This is a genomic window from Nitrospira sp. BLG_2, from assembly GCF_049222245.1.
The window spans coordinates 1-3,786 of sequence record NZ_JBLYIG010000703.1 but is presented as its reverse complement, the minus strand read 5'-3'; the positions used below and the strand labels follow the sequence as shown (position 1 = coordinate 3,786).

7 protein-coding genes are annotated in these 3,786 nt (G+C 56.0%); 2 read left to right on the top strand and 5 right to left on the bottom strand.

Features of this window, described 5'->3' with window-relative positions; all coding sequences use genetic code 11:
• Nucleotides 1–88 precede the first annotated feature (88 nt).
• Nucleotides 89–610, top strand: coding sequence for a peptidylprolyl isomerase (locus ACOSYY_RS18590; RefSeq protein WP_421664355.1), 522 nt, complete (start codon nucleotides 89–91; stop codon nucleotides 608–610).
• Nucleotides 611–1,633 carry an L-threonylcarbamoyladenylate synthase gene (locus ACOSYY_RS18585; RefSeq protein ID WP_421664353.1) on the top strand — a complete coding sequence of 341 codons (1,023 nt, stop codon included), beginning with the start codon at nucleotides 611–613 and terminating at the stop codon, nucleotides 1,631–1,633.
• Between the two features lie 83 nt (nucleotides 1,634–1,716).
• On the opposite strand, the gene ACOSYY_RS18580 is transcribed toward ACOSYY_RS18585, so the two are convergent.
• The 5 genes from ACOSYY_RS18580 to ACOSYY_RS18560 all read right to left on the bottom strand — a co-directional run.
• Nucleotides 1,717–2,016 (bottom strand): DUF5985 family protein, encoded by a 300-nt coding sequence (locus tag ACOSYY_RS18580; protein ID WP_421664351.1) that lies wholly within the window; start codon nucleotides 2,014–2,016, stop codon nucleotides 1,717–1,719.
• A 12-nt stretch (nucleotides 2,017–2,028) separates the two neighbouring features.
• On the bottom strand, nucleotides 2,029–2,286 hold the full coding sequence (locus tag ACOSYY_RS18575) for a DUF5985 family protein (protein WP_421664350.1): 258 nt from the start codon (nucleotides 2,284–2,286) through the stop codon (nucleotides 2,029–2,031).
• Nucleotides 2,283–2,678, bottom strand: coding sequence for a hypothetical protein (locus ACOSYY_RS18570; protein WP_421664349.1), 396 nt, complete (start codon nucleotides 2,676–2,678; stop codon nucleotides 2,283–2,285). The genes ACOSYY_RS18575 and ACOSYY_RS18570 overlap by 4 nt, the downstream gene beginning before the upstream one ends.
• Before the next feature lie 8 nt (nucleotides 2,679–2,686).
• The gene (locus ACOSYY_RS18565) at nucleotides 2,687–2,848 is read right to left on the bottom strand and encodes a hypothetical protein (RefSeq protein ID WP_421664347.1); all 162 of its coding nucleotides are present in this window, start codon (nucleotides 2,846–2,848) and stop codon (nucleotides 2,687–2,689) included.
• Between the two features lie 197 nt (nucleotides 2,849–3,045).
• A partial coding sequence (locus ACOSYY_RS18560; RefSeq protein ID WP_421664345.1) for a S1C family serine protease occupies nucleotides 3,046–3,786 on the bottom strand: 741 nt, incomplete at its 5' end.

The window sequence follows — 3,786 nt, the reverse complement described above, 5'->3', positions numbered from 1 at the left end:
GAGCCGTTTCTCTCAGGACTCAACAGGCGGAACTCAGCACTGTCGGTAAGACTTGCCTCTCGAAAGATCGCCTTGCTACAGTGATGCGATGGCACTCGCGTTTCGAAAGAAAGATCCCCGCGCCACGATCATCACGAAATTCGGTGAGATTATGATTCGCTTCTACTCCGACGCGGCACCGCGTCATGTGGAAAATCTCATCAATCTCGTGAAGATGGGGTTCTACGACGGCACCACGTTCCATCGTGTGGTGCCCGGGTTCATCATTCAGGGCGGCGATCCATTGAGCAAAACTTCCGATCGCGCGCTCCATGGCACGGGCGGACCGGGATACTTTCTTTCTCCCGAGCCGAACGACCGTCCCCACAAGCGCGGCGCGGTATCCATGGCGAAAATGCCCCGCGAAAGCAACAGCACGCGCGACTTCAACGACAACGGCTCGCAATTTTTTATTTGCGTCGGAGAGAACGGCGGGTTGGATCGTCGCTACACGGTGTTTGGTGAAGTCTTTCGTGGGATCGAGGTTGTCGACAAGATTGTCGGCGTCCCTCGCGACGAGCGTGACAACCCGCTCGATCCGATCACCATCACCATGACCGTGAAGGAGTAGGTGAATCAGAGGCATGCTATGGGGGGCGCGACCAATCATTCAAAATGTGCCGTCCTCTCGGCGGCGGATTCCGAGTCCATCCGGCTAGCGGGACTGATCATCAAGAGAGGTGGGCTCGTCGCATTTCCGACCGAAACGGTGTATGGACTCGGTTGCGATGCGATGAATGCTGATGCGGCAGCGAAGATCTTCGAAGCCAAGCAACGCCCTCAGTTCGACCCGCTCATCGTCCACATCGCTGATCCAAAGCAGTTGAATGGTGTGATTGAATCCCTGCCCGTTCTGGGCCAGCGGCTCATGGATGTCTTCTGGCCCGGTCCGCTGACGTTGGTGCTGCCAAAACAGCCGGCAATCCCGGATCTTGTCACTGCCGGGCTTTCAACGGTAGCGGTCAGAATGCCGAACCATCCGGTGGCGCAGGCGTTTATTCGAGAAGCAGGCACTCCGATCGCCGGCCCCAGCGCGAATCCCTTTGGCTATGTCAGCCCGACGACCGCTCAGCATGTTGCCGACGGGCTTGAGAGCAAGATTGATCTCATACTCGACGGCGGACCATGCCCGGTTGGGCTCGAATCGACGATTGTTTCATTGGCTGGACCGCAGCCCGAATTGTTACGCCCCGGCAGCATCACCATCGAACAACTCAACGCCGTCATCGGCCTTATTCACCGGTCATCGCCTGTAGTAAACGAAAAACCGATCGCACCCGGACAATTATCACGTCACTATGCAACAGAGACACAACTGACGATCTTAGCCTCCGTTGGAGCAAGGCCCATTCTGAACGATGACGAGCGTGCGGGCCTCCTGATTCACTCGCAAGCAAGAGCTACCGACGACCGCTTTGCAGCCGTTGAGGTTCTCTCTCCTACCGGCGATCCGAGGGACGCTGCGCGCCATCTCTTTGCGGCCCTCCGGCGACTCGATTCCCTGGGCCTGGATCGCATTTACGCCGAGCCTTGCAAAGAAGAGGGACTAGGACTCGCGATCATGGATCGCCTGCGACGCTGCGCCGCGCGATGACGGCGCCCATTGGTCTTCCCTGGCCCGTAGAACTAGCGCCCCACTCTTTTTTTCGCCCTCACCGCCCCATTCTCGACACATTGTCATGTCCGCTGGAACAGGAGCTTGGCAATCGAGGCTCGGTTCTTATCGATAATCGCGACCACGATGGTCGCATAGGAGAGAAATCGTATGAGATACACAAGCGGTTCGAATTCGTCGTTCCCGAGGTGTACGGCCATCACCAGTCGGCTCACGCTTCCCAGCACAAAGGACCAGGTGAAAAAGAGAAAAAACCGATCCCTCGTCACCCTCCAATAGTGCAGAAAGAACAGGGCCAAGGCCACATCGCTCATCACGAGAGCTCCGAGCAAGAACTCTTTCAGCTCCATTGATTCAAGCATGGACCGGTCGCCTCACTTTGATTCGGAAATCAAGCCGAACAATAGCAGGCCATGCGCTACCAGCGAGATGGCATAGCGGATGACGCTTAAATCCATGGGGAAAACCAGCCTATCGACCATCAGGAAGAGGTTATTGACGGCGATGATGATGAAGAAGAGACTGCTCCAAAACAACAGCCGATACCGGGTGTCATGGTAAGCGCGCAGCAGCAACCACGCGCAGAGGCCGGCGGTCAAGGCGCAAAGAGTGTAAATGAACGAGGCCATCATTTCTCTTTGGAAAGGAACCTGAATGCGTCGGCAAACTGCTCCATCCGCATCTGTGCCTTGGCGTGCACAAGATTCGACACCGGCACCAGGTGTTTCGAGTAGTAGTAGGCAAGCCGATCCACCATTTCACGAAGCTCTCCACTGTCCGGCCTGTACCGGTAGACCGGCTTCGGCTGCTCTCTCATGCACGCCAGCAAACCTTGACGGCATAGCCCGTCCAGCACTGGAGCACACTGTTCTTCAGAGATATACAATCGGTCCGCCACCTGCTTGTATTCCCACCACGTATCCGGGCTCTGCCGCAGCAACAGCACCGCTTCCAACTGAGCGATGGAGTCGATACGATCGAGGATGAACCGGGCGACTTCTTGTGGAATGACGATGTCGTTCATGTGTTGCGTTAGGACATCAGCTCTTGTTCGGCAAGACCGGTTTGCCGGTCTTCCGAACGGCAGGCACGGATGGTGAACGAGACATGCTTCACCATGGAGTCTTTCGGGCATGTTCGGCGGTTCTTACCATCTTCATGTGGCGCGCTGACACGATGTCGGAATGTTGACAACAGAAGAATCCTTGTAGCCGGGTTGCGGAGAACTAATCAACTAGGGATCCACCTAGTTGGACGCAACCGTGGCCGCTAGAGACCTACGGGTGATTCACGGCATGTGACGACACATGCACAATGAGGTGAGATATACCTTCTTTGTCGACTTGTCATCGCCTGTCGATAATCATCTCATAACCTGGTGGGCCGGTCGCTTACCCGCCGCTCAGTACGACATGGAACGTCAAATCAACATCAACTCGGCGTACCTTGACCGACACTTCTTGACCCGGGCTTGTTCGCTCGATGAGAAAATTCTTCAGTTGAGCTCCATCAAGAATCTCCGTCCCTTCGATGGCCAGCAAAATGTCGTGCTTCTGGATGCCTGCCGCTTTCGCCGGCTCCGTGACTTCTTTCACGGCAACGCGCAACCTCGTGCCGTCTTTTATCGAGGTCATATGGACCCCGAGCCTAGAGAAGGCCAGCGGTTTCCCTGAAAGCGACGCGTTGATGATGCGCTCCGCGAGGGTTCCCGGAATGACAAAGGTCATGCGACTGCAGTGAGCCTGAGTCTCCTCTTTATCGGTTTGGATCACGGCATGCACGATACCGACAATTTCTCCTTGCGCGTTGAACAGCGCGCCTCCCGAATTTCCACTGCAGGTCGAAAGGTCGGCCTGGATGAGACGGGTATCGACGGTTTGCAGGAATGTATTGGTATTTCCGATTTTCCCGAAGGCCATGGTCGGCCCCCAACCAAGCGGATAGCCGACGGTGAAGACGTCCATCCCGGGTGATGCCTCGGTCGCGGCAAAGGATGTTCCGGCCTGCAATTTGGAGCGATGCTGTTCGGGCACTCTGTACAAAACCACATCCATGAACGCACTGTCGCCCACGAGATCGGCAGGAAGCTCATGGAGATCATTCGTGAGTACGCGTATCTGTTTCTGAATGAT

Bases quoted from the DNA above. Each gene is read 5' to 3' on its own strand.
- ACOSYY_RS18590 (WP_421664355.1), top strand. From the start codon at position 89: ATGGCACTCGCGTTTCGAAAGAAAGATCCCCGCGCCACGATCATCACG.
- ACOSYY_RS18580 (WP_421664351.1), bottom strand. From the start codon at position 2,016: ATGCTTGAATCAATGGAGCTGAAAGAGTTCTTGCTCGGAGCTCTCGTG.
- ACOSYY_RS18575 (WP_421664350.1), bottom strand. From the start codon at position 2,286: ATGATGGCCTCGTTCATTTACACTCTTTGCGCCTTGACCGCCGGCCTC.
- ACOSYY_RS18570 (WP_421664349.1), bottom strand. From the start codon at position 2,678: ATGAACGACATCGTCATTCCACAAGAAGTCGCCCGGTTCATCCTCGAT.